This is a genomic window from Amycolatopsis sp. NPDC051106 (assembly GCF_040682775.1).
Lineage (GTDB): Bacteria > Actinomycetota > Actinomycetes > Mycobacteriales > Pseudonocardiaceae > Amycolatopsis.
In genome coordinates this window covers 16721-29042 of the sequence record NZ_JBFBBQ010000050.1, presented here as the reverse complement: position 1 = coordinate 29042, position 12322 = coordinate 16721, and the positions used below count along the sequence as shown (strand labels likewise).

The window sequence follows — 12322 nt, the reverse complement described above, 5'->3', positions numbered from 1 at the left end:
CGGATTAGTAAACGATCGGCACTGTTTCGCCGGGACGTCAGTGCGACGGACGATCCGAAAGCGCCGCGTGGCAAGCGACGACGTATGCGCGGAACCTGGCCGCGTCCCGCGGGTTCAGCGCGGCGACCATCCGCTGTTCGAGCGCGACGACGTCGTCGCGGACGCGGTCGAGGATCTCCGCGCCGGCTTCGGTCAGGCTGATCACGCGCCGCCGCCGGTCCCGGGGATCGCCGTCCCGCGCGATGCAGCCCCGCCGTTCGAGCGCGACCACCATGTCGGCCATGGCCTGGTCGGTGACGAACGAGTTGCGCGCGAGCTCGGCGGTGGTGAGCCCGGACCGCCGCTCCAGCACGGTGAGCGCGGTGTACTGCAACGGCGTGAGCGCAACCGGGCGCAGCACGTCGTCCAGCCGCGCCCGCACGGCGAGCTCCAGCTGCTTCACGAGGTACAGCAGGCCGGGCCCGGCGGCGCCGGCGGCGGGAACAGGCTGGGACACGGGGTCCATGGTGACCGACGCCCGGACGGGCCGCCGGTCAGGGTTCCGGCTCCTTGAGGACCTCGGTGGGCAGCCCGAGGTTCTCGACGATCCGGTCCACAGCACTCCCCAGTCCCACGAAGTCCTCGCCCAGCGGATCGATCACCAGGCGCCGCACGTTCGCGACGTGTGCGGGCGCCGCCGCGGCCAGGTGCGCGCGGCCGGCGTCGGTGAGGGTCGCGGTCGTGAAGCGGCGCCCCTGGCCGGTACAGACCTTCCGGGTCACCCAGCCGCGATCCTCGAGCCGGGCCACCGCGTGCGAGATCCGCGGCAGCGATCCGTTGGCCATCTCCGCGATCTCGCTCATCCGCAGGCTTTCCCCCGGCACCACGGACAACCGGGCCAGGATCATGTATCCCAGCAAGGTCAGGTCGGCGTCCCGCAGCAGCTGGCTTTCCAGCGTTCCCGGCAGCGTGAGCAGGATCTTCGCCAGGTTGATCCACACGCGCCGCTCGTCTTCGCCGAGCCAGCGGACCGGCTCCTCTTCCCGTTCGCCCACGCTTGACTTTAACACGCAACCCAATCTACGTTGGGTTTAACACGCAACCCAAGGAGCAGCGATGACCACCACCGCCACCCGGACGTCCGCCACGGCCCTTCGCCTGGGGGTCGCCGTCGTGGCGGCCGCCGCCGTGAACGCCGTCATCGCGCTCACGGCGTCCTCGCTCGACGACGGCGGGATCGGCATGGGCCTCAACGCCGCCTCCTACCTGCCGGCGACCGTGCTCGGGTTCCTCCTCGGCACCGCGGGCTGGCTCCTGATCGCCCGCCGGGCCCCGAAGGCGCTGCGCGTGGTCGTGCCCGCGGTCCTCGTCCTGACCTGGGTCCCGGACCTGCTGCTGCTGAACGCGGGCGCGACCGCCGCCAACGTCGCCGGGCTGATGCTGATGCACCTAGTGGTCACGACGGCGGTGGTCCTCGCGCTGCGCCCGACCCTGCGCGACCCGGCCGTGGTGACCGCGGCTGCGGGGCCCGTCGCCCGGTAGCGTCTCGGGAATGGACTGGGAACCGACGAGACGGTCACTGCACGGCGTCGCGGAGCTGCTGCTGGCGGGCCCGCAGCACCGCGCGACCGGGCGTATCGAGCTCGAGGTGGTGGCGGGCGGGTTCGCGACCGTCGCCAGTCCCGCGTTGCGCGTCGAAGGGGACGCGCTCCGGACGGACTCCGCCCGGCTGCCGCTGGCCGGGCGCACCTACGCCGAAGTGGCGGCGGAGCCGGAGTCGAGGCGGGCGAGCCCGCCGGCGTCTACTCCGGCGGTCCCGGTGTCCGGCCCGAGGAGACGATCACGTTCGCCGCGGACGCGCTGAACGGCCTGCTCGCGGCCTTCGCCGACGGAGACCGGGCGCTGCGCGAGTTCGCCCCCGACGTCACGCCGGTGCTGTGGCCCGAGCACTTCGACGTCGCGATCACCCTCGACGAGGTCAACTACGGCGTCTCCCCCGGCGACGGCTACCTGGGCGAGCCCTACGCCTACGTCGGCCCGTTCGAGCCGCGGGAGGGCGAGTTCTGGAACGCACCGTTCGGGGCCGCCCGCCCCTTGCGCGATCTCGACGGAGAAATCACGGCGTTCTTCCACGCCGGCCGCGAACGGCTGTGAACCGATCGGGCCAGGGCCGCGCGGGTCACTGCTCCTGGAACATCGCGAGCAGGCCGTGCGGTGCGTCGTCGCCGAAGAGCAGCTCGTGGAGCTCGTTTCCGTCGGCGGCCGCCTCGGCGCCCCGGGCGAACATCGCCCGCTCGAACCCGGCCAAGGCGGCCTCGACGTCGTCGTGCGCGGCGGAGGCGAGTGCCCGGCCGAGTTCGGCGCCGTCGAGCATGGCCAGGTTCGCGCCTTCACCGTTCGGGGCCGCCAGGTGGGCGGCGTCGCCGACGAGCGTCACGCCCGGGACCCGGTCCCACCGGTGGCCGACCGGCAGGGTGTGGAGCGGGCGGAGCACCGGTGGGGTGTCGCCGTCGGTGATCAGCGCCGTGAGTTCCGGGGCCCAGCCCTCGAACTCCCGCGCGGTCCGCTCGATCGCGGCGGCCGCGTCGGTGAAGTCGCCGAACCACTCCACCGGCTCGGTCAGCGCGACGTAGGTGTGCAGGGTGCCGCCCTTTTCGCGGTGGGCCTGGATCCCCTTGCCCGGGGCGAGCGCCAGCAGGGCGCCGCCGCCGACCGCCTTCGCGGCGGCCGGGTGCCGGGTGTCGCCGTCGTACAGGAACGTCTCGACGTACGAGCGGCCGATGTACTCGGGGACGGCCTCGGAGAGCAGCGGCCGGACCTTCGACCAGGCGCCGTCCGCCCCGACCAGCAGGCTGGTGGTGGCGGTGGCGCCGCCGGCGAAGGTCACCTCGTGGCGGCCGGCGCCCAGCGCGCGGACCGCGGTGACCTTGTGTCCCCAGTGGACGGTGCCCTCCGGGAGCGAGTCGAGCAGCAGCTGCCGCAGCTCGCCACGGGGCACTTCGGGCCGCCCTCCGGTGCCGTCGTCGGGCTCGTCGTACAGGACCGAGCCGTCGCGGTCGAGGATCCGGGTGGCCTGGTGCCCCTCCAGGACGAGCGCCCGGAACCCGTCCGTCAGGCCGGCCGCCTCGAGGGCGGCCTGGCCGGTGCGGGTGTGGATGTCGAGCAGGCCGCCCTGCGTGCGGGCGGCCGGGGACGCTTCGGCCTCGTACACCGTGACCGGGACGCCGTGGACGTGCAGGACGCGAGCGAGGACGAGGCCACCGAGGCCGGCGCCGATGATCGTGACGTTCATGATGACTCCTTCGGGTTCTGGAACGTCATTCCATAGTGGAACAGCGTTCCAGACATGTCAAGATGGGGCATGCCACCCCGCACCCACCGCCGCACCGAAGCCCTCAGCCGCGAACGCATCGTCGAGGCGGCGGTCGAACTGCTGGACGCGAACGGCGAGAACGGGCTGACGTTCCGGACGCTGACCGAACGCCTCGCCACGGGCGCGGGGGCGATCTACTGGCACGTCGCGAACAAGGGCGAGCTCCTCGACGCCGCCACCGACGGCGTCCTGGCCACCGCGCTGAAGGCCGGCTCCCCCGGTTCCCCGCGCGACGAGGTCCGCGCGGTCGCGCTCGGGCTGTTCGACGCGATCGACCGGCACCCCTGGCTCGCCACGCAACTGGCGCTGCAGCTTTCGCGCGGGTCGGTGACCCCGCGGATCTTCGAAGCCGTCGGCCGACCGGTCCACGCACTGGGCGTACCGGAGGGCCACCGCTTCACGACGACGTCGGCCCTCGTCAGCTACATCCTCGGCGCGGCCGGGCAGAACGCGGCGAACGCCCGGCTCCCGGTGGTCCCCGCGAACCGCACCGAGTTCCTCGACACGGTCGCGAGCGCCTGGGAGGAACTGGACCCCGAGGAGTACCCGTTCACCCGCTCGGTGGCGGCCGAGCTGCGCGGGCACGACGACCGCGAGCAGTTCCTCGCCGGGGTCGACCTCATCCTCGCCGGCATCACGGCCGTCCACCGGCCCGGCGAAGCGGACTGAAACTCGGGTGGCACTCAGTGCCAACGGCGGTCAGCCGCGCAGGACTTCGCCGACCCGGGCGACGACCTCGTGCAGCGGTGTCGCCGTGGTCAGCACCGCCACTACCGTGGCCTCATCGCCGGCCGGAGTCCGGAACGCGTCGATGACCAGCGCGAACGCCTCGGCCGCGGTGGCCTTGATGTCCCCGGTGCCGCCGGCGCGCAGCCAGCGCCGGAGGACGTGGTTGTTGGCCGCCGCGATCGCCGCGGCGGCGACGGCCGCGCGCAGGCTCGCGGTCTCGTCGCCCTGCTCCTCGTAGCGCGCCTGCAGGTAGCGCGCGAGCACCCGCTGGTAGCGGTCGACAGTCGCGACCTCCTTGTCCCGCAACGAAGGGACCGTGCGGGTGAGGGCGAAGCGCTTGAGCGACACGTCCAGGTCGGCGGCGTAGGAGTCGAGCACCAGGCCGACCGCGGCGCACGCCACTTCGACCGGGTCGCGGCCCGGGCCGGCGGCGGCGAACTCCTCCTCCATCTCCGCCACGATCTCGTCGTGGTTGGCGAAGAGCACGTCGTCCTTGGCGTCGAAGTACCGGAAGAACGTGCGGCGCCCGACGCCGGCGGCGGCCGCGATGTCGTCCACCGTGGTGGCCTCGTAGCCGTTGGCCGCGAACAGGTCCACGGCCGCCGAAGCGAGCGCGCGGCGCAGCTGCCGGCGGCCCGCGGGGGTCGCCCCGACCCGGGTGGCCGGCGCGCGGCGCGGCGATTCCGTCATGGCCGGACGGTAGCAGCCGCACTTGCTAGCGGCACTGAGTGCCGTTAGGCTGGCGGTCGCTGTCCCACCCACCTCGTGGAAAGGCGTCGACGATGTCGCTCGACCAGCAGGTGCCGACGAGCACCGCCGCGCCCCGCGACCCGGCGGGCGACCGGGTCGACGCCTACTACGGCCGCCTGTTCGGCTGGCCGGTGCGGTGGCGTGGCGTCCACCCGTTCCTGGCGCTGGAGAACGGGATCTGCGCGGTGACGCTGCCCAAGCTCAGCGCCGGCCCGGTCCTGGCCCGCCTGGCGGCGACCGGCTGCCAGGGCCCGGCCATGCACCTCCCCACCCAGCAGGGCCCCCGGGTGGCCCTCCTCGCGGAGACCGACGGCCTGATCCCACCGCGCTCGGCGCTGCCCCCCACCGTGGAGGTCCTCGCGTGGGGAACGCTGCTGCCCCTGCCGGTCGGCGCGCACCGGGTGGACGTGGCGACGGAGTGGCTCTCGGCTCCCGATCCCCACCAGCGGTGGCTGCCCAGCCTGGGCGCGGTCCTCGCGGGCATCCCCGAACGCCGGTAGCCGGGCCGCCGAAAACGGTTCGACGGCTTCGCGGGGTCCTGCCACAGTGGCGGACCATGGGGAACGTCGAGCTGCTGACCGCCGAGGACGTCGGGCTCATGCAGGGCCTGGCGCAGCGCATCACCGCCACCCGGCTCGACCTGGTGAACGGCGACGCGTCGTACGGCGAGCTGGCCTGGAACTGGGGCCGCGGGCACGCCGAGCACAACGCGAGCTGGCCGCGGCGACTGTGGTTTTCCGGCGGCGAACTGGTGGCGTGGGGCTGGGCCCAGCTCCCGCGCCGGGTGCGGCGCACCGACGGGTCGGTGAAGGACGTCACCGGCGCGTCCCTGGTGCACCAGGTCCACCCGGAGCACGCGGACCTGATCGACGACGTGATCACCTGGTTCGACGCGACGGCGGGGGACGTCGAGCGCTCGGTGCTGCCGGGCGCGGCCGACGAGTTCGCGCTCGATCGCTGGGCGGCGCACGGCTACGAGACCGACCCGGGCGCCCTCGGCGACCAGGGGTCGTGGACCCAGCTCAACGAACGCGACCTCGACGAGATCGAAGAACCGGTGCTGCCGAAGGGATTCCGCTTCCGCACCGCCGACGAAGCCGGGCCCGAGGCCGCGGTCCAGGCGCACGTGGCCGCGTGGGCTCCCACGGCGTACACGGTCGCCGGCTACGAGGGAGTCCGGCGGACCCCGGCCTATCGCGGCGACCTGCACGTGCTGGTGGAGGCACCGGACGGGACGATGGCAGCCTCGGCGATCCTGTGGCTCGACGAAGTGAACAAGACCGTCGAGTTCGAGCCCGTCGGGACGCACCCGGAGCACCGGCGCCGCGGGCTGGGCCGGGCGCTGATGCTGCACGGGATGCACCGGGCCCGCGCGGCGGGTGCACGGCACGCGACGGTCGCCTGCCTCGGCGCGCCGGGCCACCCCCGCGCCCGCGGGCTGTACTTCGGCGTCGGCTTCCGGGAGCTTTCCCGGGACACGCCGTTGATCAAGACCGCCGACCGCTGAGTCCACAGTGGACATAAGCGCTTCCGCGGGCGGCGTTTGACGGCTTCGCCGGTGGGGTATTCCCCAACCCCGCGATTCCACGCAGCCCCCGCCGCCCGGTCGAGCCATGGGCCGTGGTCGCCCGGCCTGGGCTGTGAGGAAGCGATGACTCGTGAAGGCACCGCCGGGACGACCCGGCTCGAAGCGACGAACATCGGGGCGACGGTCTCCCGGCCACCGTGGACGGCGTTCGCCATGGTCCTGGTCATCGTCGCGGACCAGGTGACCAAAGCGTGGGCCTGGCGCGAAGTGCCCCGAGCGCACATCAACTTCGGCGGAAACCCGCTGGTCGGGCCGGTCGTCGGCGCCTGGTACGCCGGTCCGGTGACGGGGGCGGTGCTCGACCTCGCCGGGAGCGCGACGCTGACGGCCGCCGTGCTGCTCCTCCTGCGCCGTGGGCATCCGGTGCTCCTGCGGGCTCCGGCCGCGCTCGCGATCGGCGGCTGGACCAGCAACCTCCTCGACCGCCTCGGGCTGCACCACCTCACCGCGCCGGGCAGCGTCCGCGGCGCCATCGACTTCGTCCCGGTCGGCCGGTACACCTTCAACGTCGCGGACTTCTTCATCATCGGGGCGACCTTGGTGTTCGCCCTCGCCCAGGGCCACCGGTGGGCCACGGCGAAGCTGTCCCACACCGGCGCCGACATCCCCCGTACCCCGCTGCGGCTCCGGACCCCGGCGCGCATCCTGACCGCCACCGGAGCCGTCGCGCTCGTCGCCGCCGTGACGCTCGGGGCCACCCACTACGGCGGGGCGACGCATCCCCCGCGCGCCCACCGGACCTCCGCGACCCGGTGAGACCCGGGTTCAGTCCGTCGCGCGGCGGCGCCAGGCGTTTCCCGCGGTGAGCCGGGCGGTGAAGCCCGTCTCGTCGCGGTGGAGGGTGACCTCGCTGCAGATCTGGTGCGCGATCCACAGCCCGCGGCCGCCGATCCGGCGGGTGGCGGGGAGCAGGCCGGCGTACGGGTCGCCGGGTCCTTCGCCGGTGTCGTGCACGGTCACGACCACGTGGTCGGCGTCCGCCCAGACCTTCAGCTCGACCGGTGGCCGGCCGTGGCGCAACGCGTTGTCGACGAGCTCGCTGACCGCCAGCACGAGGTCGTCGATCTCGGCGGCGGGCAGGTCGGTCTTGATGACGTCGAGCACCGCCCGCCGCGCCGCCGACGGCTGCGGGTCGGTGAGTTCGGCGAGCGGCGCGGTGTGCTGGATCGGGTGCGGCGTCATCGGCCGCGAACCGGCCAGGAAGGCCGTCGGCTCGACGAAGGCGGTGTTGCCGCGGCGCCCGCCGCCGGGCGTGGCGACGAAGCGGTGCGTGCGGGCGACGTCGTCGAGCACGTGCCGCGGGGTGGTCCGCGTGTCGTACGCGCAGATGGTGCGCAGCGGGAACTCGTCGTAGGCGTGGTCGACCGCGGCCTCGTACCGGGCCCACCAGTCCCACGACGTGTCGATCGCGAAGCGCGGGAGCTCGCCGACGATGCGGATGCCGGCGGCCCCGTCCGCGACGAACCCGGCCATCAGCTCGCGGTAAGACCTGATGGCGGCGGCGGGCCGGGCGTAGACATCGCCGAACGGCAGGTACTGCACCTTCGCCGACGGGGAAAGGTTCCGGCGCACCAGTTCGGCCCGATCGGGCCCCAGGGACACGACGGTCGGCTCGCCCGCGGCCAGGCCGGCTTCGAGGAACGGGACGGTGACGGCGAGCAGTTCGGCGTCGGAGCCGTAGCTGACGGCGGCGTGGTCGTGGCCCCGGCGGGCGGTATCCGGCCCGGCGGTCACAACCCGCGCTCCCCGGCCGGCCGGTGGCCCCGGCACCCGTGACCACGAACCGGCGGAGGCTCGTTGTCGCGCTGTGTCGGCATCTGCACGGTCCGAGAATACGCCGCCGGCCGGCGGCCGCGTGGACCCCGACGAGACGGGGGTCACGGCGGGCCGGTCTACCGGCTCTCCTGCAGCAGGATGTCGCGAGTCAGTTCGAGGTGACCGTGGTGCTGCGCCAGCTCTTCGTACACGTGCTGCAGCGCGCCCCCTTGCGAGCGGCCCGCCGGGGTGTCCGCGTAGCCGGCGGACGCCGGCGCGCGCAGCGGTGCGGCGGACTCGGCCGCCGCCAGGTCGGCACGCAGCTGTTCCTTGGCGGCGGCGACCCGCTCGATCAACGGATGCACCGGGCCCGACGCGGTGAACTCCGCGTCCCGGTCCCGCTCCACCGCGCGGCCGGCGACCAGCGACCCGGCCCAGAACTCGAGGACGCCGAGGCAGTGCGTGACGATCGCGAAGGGCGTGTTCGCCCCGGGCAGCGGCGGCCGCCGGTTGGCCCGCTCGTCGCCCAGCTCCGCGAGGATCGCCGCCATCCCGTCCAGCGCCCGGCCGGCGAACCACAGGTAGTCGTCGTCACTGATCTTCATCCGCACTCCCCCTGGTCACCCGTCGAAGCCGGTGGCGCCGTCGAGCTGCTCGCGGAGGATATCCGCGTGCCCGGCGTGCCGCGCGGTCTCCTCGATCAGGTGCACGTAGATCCACCGCAGCGAAACCCGGCCGAGCCGGGGCATCGGCACGGTGTCGTCGAGCGCGAACCGCGCGGCCACCCGCCGGGATTCCGCACAGGCGAGTTCGTAGTCCTGGACGAGGGTCTCGACGTCGGTCACGTCGTCGACGCTCCAGCCGTCGTCGGCCATGTCCGCCGGCCGCCCGTCCAGGACGCCGGCGAACCACTCCCGCTCGACCGACGCCAGGTGCCGCACGAGCCCGGCGAGCGTCGTGGCCGACGGCACCAGCCGGCGCCGCGCCGCTTCCGCCGACAGGCCCGACACCTTCCGGACGACGATGCCCCGGTACAGGTCCAGAAACGTCTCCAGCACCTCGCGTTCGCCGCCGGCGGCGACCTGCTCGTCCGGAGCGAGCGGTGGATCGGGAGGCGTCGTCACGACGAGCACCTTACGGCCTGGCTGTGGAGCGGCTTGAGAAGCGCCCACCGGGCTGGTCGCCGCCCCCGCACAACGGCCGCGCTCGCCGCTGGATCTCCGCGAACAGATCGCCGACGCGGGCGCGCATCTCCGGTCCGCCGTCGCACCCCGGCCAGAACGCGCCCGCGGCGGCGGACCGGCCGGTCAGGACGAGATTTCCATCTCCAGTCCCATGATCCGGACGGTGCGCCGGCGGCGGAGCCAGCCGCGGGCGGGCGCACCGTCCGGGAGCTCGTCGAGGATCGCCTTGCGCTGCGCCGACGTCGTCGACCGCCAGCGCATCGCGAGCACCGGGCGGACCGGTGCGATGAAGGGGCGCACCCGCTCGTGCGCCCCGGCCAGCCGGATCTCGTAGTCGGGGTCCGGCCGGTACGCGAGGTCCAGGTCGATCAGCGGCTCGGCGCCGCCCGCGCGGTGGTGGCAGCGCGACAGGACGCGGGCCAGCTCGTCCAGCGCGACCTGCAGGGTGCAGGGCATCTGGTCCTGCCAGCGGCCGAGGCGCGGGGCGTTCACCGCCGCCGCCGTGACGTCGGCCGCGAGCACGACGAGCGCCCGGACCGGCGTCCCGGCGAGCTCGACGCGGATCCGCCTGCCGTCCGCGTCGACGGAGAAGCGGAGCACCCGGTCGGCCACGACGGCACCCGACCGCAGCCGCACCCACTCCTCGACGGCGTCGGGCGAAGGGCAGGACGACACGAAGGTGAACGCCAGCTCGTCGCCGGCGAGGTTCATCGCGACCGGGAACAACGAACCGAGGTCGTGCATCAACGCCGTGCCGATGACGAGTGCGGCGCGGGAGCCGCCTCCGGTCATCCCCCTCTCCTCCCCCGAGCTACACCTGCAGGTCGGATTCGATGCGCTTGAGGTAGTGGCGGGCCAGCGCGAGGTTCGCCCGCTCCCGGTCCAGCACCAGGTACAGGAACAGCGAGTTCCGCGAGGTGTTGATCAAGCGGATCAGGTGGTACTGGCGGTGCAACGTGATCAGGATGTCCTCGATGGTGTCGTTGAGCGCGAGCGAGGACATCACCCGCAGCTTCGCCCGCACGACCTCGGTATTGCCGGCGGCGGCGACCTCCAGATCGAGCCACTCGCCACCACCGCTGGTGCCGAGCGACATCCCGCTTTCGTAGTCGACCAGCGCGACCCCGACGGCGCCGGCGATGGACATGGCTTCCTTGAGTGCGGTGTCGATGTTCATCATCATCCTGCAACCTTTCCGTTGAACTGCCTTGCTACGCGGCCAGAATCGTGCCGATCCGCTCGATGACGGGCCGGGACTCGAAGAGGAGGCGCCCGACGTTCAGGCCCTTGTCCCCCAGGACGACCATCAACGCCAGTCGGCCCACGGCGTAGACGGCCATGTAGCCATCGCTCCCGAAGACGACGGTCTGGCTGAGCGTGCCTTTGCCGGTCATTTCCGCGGCCTGGCGAGCGATCCCGAGATCAGCCGCGGCGAGCGCGGAGATCTTCGCCGGATCGATGTAGTCGTCCGCGTCGGCGATGATCGGTATCCCATCGACCGCGGCGAGCACGGTCCCGGTCACCCCCGCCACGCTGTCCCGCAGATTTCGCAGCTCGGCGGCCAGTGCGTCGAAGTCCAATTCTCTCTTTCCTTCATAAACCGGCAGCCGAAGAGCTGATCATCCGTTCGGGTTGCCCTGCCGCGGGGACCCTACCGTCATCATCACTTCCCGCCTATCCGTGATGGTTACTCGCTTCGGGCCTTTACACGATCGGGTGAAGCGGGAGTGGTTGCTGTAACCGTAATTAATTCACCAGTGAGCCTTCTGTCCATTGATCACGTTACGGCCAGCGTTGTTGTTTCGAATTTTCGACGGGCGTTTGAAATGCGCTTATGCGATCGTGGTGGCCGATCACGGTTGCATCTCTGGGTAATCAGCAGTTCACTTTCGCCCGTTTGCCGATGCCGTCATGTCGCTTGGTGACCGGGGTCCAACTCCGCGTGCAGGCGGCCGCCTTTTGGAGCCGGTGGCGCCTAAAGAGGGGTCGGGGTCGGCGGGCCGGAGGCGGGCGAGCTGGCGCGGTTTGGTCGGAGTGCTCGCTGTCCGGCTTTGGCAACCTGTACGGCTTGGCCGGAGTTCCGGTCACTGGCTTTCCTGCTTCGGGCGTGGGTGTAGGCCCGTAGCCGGTTGGCTGCGGGCCTACCCCGTTTGCTTACGCCGCGAATGGCAGTGGTTGGTGGAGGTTGTTGCGCCGGGGTTTTCGGCGCTTGTCCAGGAACACCGGTGGCAGGAACTCCGGTAGACCGTCGGCGGCGATGCGGACTTGCCAACCCGAGCGGTGCAGCAACCGGTGGTGGTGAGCGCACAGCAGGACCAGGTTGCCCAGTTCGGTCGGCCCGCCATCAGCCCAGTGGCGGACGTGGTGACCTTGACAGTGACGGGGTGGGCGATGACAGCCCGGGAAGGCGCAGCCGCGGTCGCGCAGGTACAGCGCGCGGCGGAGCGAGGTAGAGACAAGGCGGTGGTGACGGCCAAGGTCGAGGGGTTCGCTCTCGGTGCCGAGGACTACGGGGATGAGCTTGCAGTCGCAGGCGTGGATGCGGGCTTCGGCGGCGGAAATGGTGCCAAGGTCGCCGAGGAGGGCCCGGCCGACGCCGGGCTCGGGCATGGTGCCGAGGGCGGCCAGACCGGTAGCGGGTGTGGGCGTGGCGCCGGTATCGCCGAAGATAGCTGGGCCGGTGGCGGTCTTGGGAATGGTGCTGGTATCGCTGGAAGTGGCCAGACCAGCATCGGCCTGTGCCGGGGTGTCGGTGTTGCCAAGAACGGCTCGACCGGCAGCGGCCTTGGAAGCGGTGCCGGTGTTGCCGAAGGCCGCCGGAGCGGCAGCGGAGGTGGTTGCGGTGTCGCCGAAGGCCACCGCACCGACAGCGGAGGTGGTTGCGGTGTCGCCGAAGGCCACCGCACCGACAGCGGAGGTGGTTGCGGTGTCGCCGAAGGCCACCGCACCGACAGCGGAGGTGGT

At 72.4% G+C, this 12322-nt stretch carries 18 protein-coding genes; 7 read left to right on the top strand and 11 right to left on the bottom strand.

What is annotated here, in order from left to right; genetic code table 11:
* Positions 1-37: 37 nt before the first annotated feature.
* Together AB0M83_RS30845 and AB0M83_RS30840 are read right to left on the bottom strand one after the other, a co-directional pair.
* Entirely contained in the window at positions 38-505 is a 468-nt protein-coding gene (locus AB0M83_RS30845; RefSeq protein ID WP_364522128.1) for a MarR family winged helix-turn-helix transcriptional regulator, read from the bottom strand.
* A 28-nt stretch (positions 506-533) separates the two neighbouring features.
* Positions 534-1049, bottom strand: coding sequence for a MarR family transcriptional regulator (locus AB0M83_RS30840; protein ID WP_364522126.1), 516 nt, complete (start codon positions 1047-1049; stop codon positions 534-536).
* Positions 1050-1095: 46 nt separating this feature from the next.
* Between AB0M83_RS30840 and AB0M83_RS30835 the strand changes: the two genes are divergently transcribed.
* From AB0M83_RS30835 to AB0M83_RS30825, 3 genes are all read left to right on the top strand, one after another.
* A complete protein-coding gene (locus AB0M83_RS30835) occupies positions 1096-1521 on the top strand; it encodes a DUF6069 family protein (protein ID WP_364522124.1) in 426 nt (141 codons plus the stop codon).
* 10 nt (positions 1522-1531) lie between these two features.
* A complete protein-coding gene (locus AB0M83_RS30830) occupies positions 1532-1843 on the top strand; it encodes a hypothetical protein (RefSeq protein ID WP_364522122.1) in 312 nt (103 codons plus the stop codon).
* 68 nt (positions 1844-1911) lie between these two features.
* Complete coding sequence (locus AB0M83_RS30825; protein ID WP_364522120.1) at positions 1912-2133, top strand: hypothetical protein; 222 nt, start codon at positions 1912-1914, stop codon at positions 2131-2133.
* 25 nt (positions 2134-2158) lie between these two features.
* Here AB0M83_RS30825 and AB0M83_RS30820 read toward each other — a convergent pair whose 3' ends face one another.
* A complete protein-coding gene (locus AB0M83_RS30820) occupies positions 2159-3271 on the bottom strand; it encodes an NAD(P)/FAD-dependent oxidoreductase (protein WP_364522118.1) in 1113 nt (370 codons plus the stop codon).
* A 69-nt stretch (positions 3272-3340) separates the two neighbouring features.
* Between AB0M83_RS30820 and AB0M83_RS30815 the strand changes: the two genes are divergently transcribed.
* Positions 3341-4021 carry a TetR/AcrR family transcriptional regulator C-terminal domain-containing protein gene (locus AB0M83_RS30815; RefSeq protein WP_364522116.1) on the top strand — a complete coding sequence of 227 codons (681 nt, stop codon included), beginning with the start codon at positions 3341-3343 and terminating at the stop codon, positions 4019-4021.
* 30 nt (positions 4022-4051) lie between these two features.
* Here AB0M83_RS30815 and AB0M83_RS30810 read toward each other — a convergent pair whose 3' ends face one another.
* A complete protein-coding gene (locus AB0M83_RS30810) occupies positions 4052-4771 on the bottom strand; it encodes a TetR family transcriptional regulator (RefSeq protein ID WP_364522114.1) in 720 nt (239 codons plus the stop codon).
* 92 nt (positions 4772-4863) lie between these two features.
* Between AB0M83_RS30810 and AB0M83_RS30805 the strand changes: the two genes are divergently transcribed.
* The 3 genes from AB0M83_RS30805 to AB0M83_RS30795 all read left to right on the top strand — a co-directional run bounded on the left by AB0M83_RS30805 (position 4864) and on the right by AB0M83_RS30795 (position 7175).
* Positions 4864-5331 (top strand): glycogen operon protein GlgX, encoded by a 468-nt coding sequence (locus AB0M83_RS30805; protein ID WP_364522112.1) that lies wholly within the window; start codon positions 4864-4866, stop codon positions 5329-5331.
* 56 nt (positions 5332-5387) lie between these two features.
* A complete protein-coding gene (locus AB0M83_RS30800; RefSeq protein WP_364522110.1) occupies positions 5388-6338 on the top strand; it encodes a GNAT family N-acetyltransferase in 951 nt (316 codons plus the stop codon).
* 144 nt (positions 6339-6482) lie between these two features.
* The gene (locus AB0M83_RS30795; protein ID WP_364522108.1) at positions 6483-7175 is read left to right on the top strand and encodes a signal peptidase II; all 693 of its coding nucleotides are present in this window, start codon (positions 6483-6485) and stop codon (positions 7173-7175) included.
* A 9-nt stretch (positions 7176-7184) separates the two neighbouring features.
* Here the strand turns inward: AB0M83_RS30795 and AB0M83_RS30790 are convergent, their stop codons facing one another.
* The 7 genes from AB0M83_RS30790 to AB0M83_RS30760 all read right to left on the bottom strand — a co-directional run.
* Complete coding sequence (locus AB0M83_RS30790; RefSeq protein WP_364522106.1) at positions 7185-8153, bottom strand: sensor histidine kinase; 969 nt, start codon at positions 8151-8153, stop codon at positions 7185-7187.
* Between the two features lie 158 nt (positions 8154-8311).
* Positions 8312-8779 (bottom strand): DUF664 domain-containing protein, encoded by a 468-nt coding sequence (locus tag AB0M83_RS30785; protein ID WP_364522104.1) that lies wholly within the window; start codon positions 8777-8779, stop codon positions 8312-8314.
* Between the two features lie 15 nt (positions 8780-8794).
* The gene (locus AB0M83_RS30780; protein ID WP_364522102.1) at positions 8795-9298 is read right to left on the bottom strand and encodes a DinB family protein; all 504 of its coding nucleotides are present in this window, start codon (positions 9296-9298) and stop codon (positions 8795-8797) included.
* 183 nt (positions 9299-9481) lie between these two features.
* Positions 9482-10150 carry a hypothetical protein gene (locus AB0M83_RS30775; RefSeq protein ID WP_364522100.1) on the bottom strand — a complete coding sequence of 223 codons (669 nt, stop codon included), beginning with the start codon at positions 10148-10150 and terminating at the stop codon, positions 9482-9484.
* A 19-nt stretch (positions 10151-10169) separates the two neighbouring features.
* Positions 10170-10535, bottom strand: a complete 366-nt coding sequence (locus AB0M83_RS30770; RefSeq protein ID WP_284741636.1) for a hypothetical protein — start codon at positions 10533-10535, stop codon at positions 10170-10172.
* A gap of 34 nt (positions 10536-10569) precedes the next feature.
* Positions 10570-10938: a roadblock/LC7 domain-containing protein gene (locus tag AB0M83_RS30765; protein ID WP_086674354.1), complete on the bottom strand. Its 369-nt coding sequence runs from the start codon at positions 10936-10938 to the stop codon at positions 10570-10572.
* Between the two features lie 574 nt (positions 10939-11512).
* On the bottom strand, positions 11513-12322 hold an 810-nt coding region (locus tag AB0M83_RS30760; RefSeq protein ID WP_364522098.1), incomplete at its 5' end, for an HNH endonuclease.

Bases quoted from the DNA above. Each gene is read 5' to 3' on its own strand.
- AB0M83_RS30845 (WP_364522128.1), bottom strand. From the start codon at position 505: ATGGACCCCGTGTCCCAGCCTGTTCCCGCCGCCGGCGCCGCCGGGCCC.
- AB0M83_RS30835 (WP_364522124.1), top strand. From the start codon at position 1,096: ATGACCACCACCGCCACCCGGACGTCCGCCACGGCCCTTCGCCTGGGG.
- AB0M83_RS30830 (WP_364522122.1), top strand. From the start codon at position 1,532: ATGGACTGGGAACCGACGAGACGGTCACTGCACGGCGTCGCGGAGCTG.
- AB0M83_RS30820 (WP_364522118.1), bottom strand. From the start codon at position 3,271: ATGAACGTCACGATCATCGGCGCCGGCCTCGGTGGCCTCGTCCTCGCT.
- AB0M83_RS30815 (WP_364522116.1), top strand. From the start codon at position 3,341: ATGCCACCCCGCACCCACCGCCGCACCGAAGCCCTCAGCCGCGAACGC.
- AB0M83_RS30810 (WP_364522114.1), bottom strand. From the start codon at position 4,771: ATGACGGAATCGCCGCGCCGCGCGCCGGCCACCCGGGTCGGGGCGACC.
- AB0M83_RS30805 (WP_364522112.1), top strand. From the start codon at position 4,864: ATGTCGCTCGACCAGCAGGTGCCGACGAGCACCGCCGCGCCCCGCGAC.
- AB0M83_RS30800 (WP_364522110.1), top strand. From the start codon at position 5,388: ATGGGGAACGTCGAGCTGCTGACCGCCGAGGACGTCGGGCTCATGCAG.
- AB0M83_RS30795 (WP_364522108.1), top strand. From the start codon at position 6,483: ATGACTCGTGAAGGCACCGCCGGGACGACCCGGCTCGAAGCGACGAAC.
- AB0M83_RS30785 (WP_364522104.1), bottom strand. From the start codon at position 8,779: ATGAAGATCAGTGACGACGACTACCTGTGGTTCGCCGGCCGGGCGCTG.
- AB0M83_RS30775 (WP_364522100.1), bottom strand. From the start codon at position 10,150: ATGACCGGAGGCGGCTCCCGCGCCGCACTCGTCATCGGCACGGCGTTG.
- AB0M83_RS30770 (WP_284741636.1), bottom strand. From the start codon at position 10,535: ATGAACATCGACACCGCACTCAAGGAAGCCATGTCCATCGCCGGCGCC.